The organism is Arthrobacter sp. ZGTC212 (assembly GCF_002929255.1).
GTDB lineage: Bacteria > Actinomycetota > Actinomycetes > Actinomycetales > Micrococcaceae > Arthrobacter_B > Arthrobacter_B sunyaminii.
The window spans coordinates 1-684 of the sequence record NZ_PJIJ01000033.1 but is presented as its reverse complement, the minus strand read 5'-3'; the positions used below and the strand labels follow the sequence as shown (position 1 = coordinate 684).

Sequence of the window (684 nt, the reverse complement as noted above, 5' to 3'; positions counted from 1 at the left end):
CGCGCACGATGCGCTCGATGGCCGCCAGCACCTTTGCCCGGGTGGATTCGCTGAATGACCGCACGCTGATGCCCAACGATGCCGACTCGGGGATGATGTTGTTTTTCGTTCCAGCATGTATCTGCCCTACGGTCACCACGGCAGCCTCGCTTGCCGCGAGCTCGCGGGAGACGATCCCCTGCAAGCGCAGTGTTGCGGCAGCAGCCATGAGAACTGGGTCAACGGTGGTCTCGGGCCGGGAACCGTGTCCGCCACGTCCGGGCAGGGTCACGTTCAGGGAGTCGGCGGAGGCCATGGCCACGCCGCCACGGATGCCGAACCACCCTGCCGGAATAGGTGCCACGTGCTGGCCCAAAACGACGTCGGGCTTGGGCACCAGGTCGAAGAGGCCGTCCGTCACCATGGATTGTGCTCCACCGCCCCATTCCTCTGCCGGCTGGAATACGGCAATCAGGGTGCCGTGCCATTCCTGACTCTCGGCGACGAGCCTTTCCAACGCCCCCACCAGGCAGCTGACGTGCACATCGTGCCCGCACGCGTGCATTACCGGCACTTCCTTGCCCTCGTGGCCCACGCCACGGGCAGTGCTTGCGTACTCCAGCCCAGTGGCTTCCTCAACGGGTAAACCATCCATGTCGGCACGGAGCAAAACAACCGCGCCGGGCCCATTGTCCAGGACGCCAA

1 protein-coding gene is annotated in these 684 nt (G+C 65.1%); it reads right to left on the bottom strand.

The window, feature by feature from the left end:
* Nucleotides 1-684: amidohydrolase (locus tag CXQ89_RS17705; RefSeq protein ID WP_146067299.1), on the bottom strand; the 684-nt coding region annotated here is incomplete at both ends.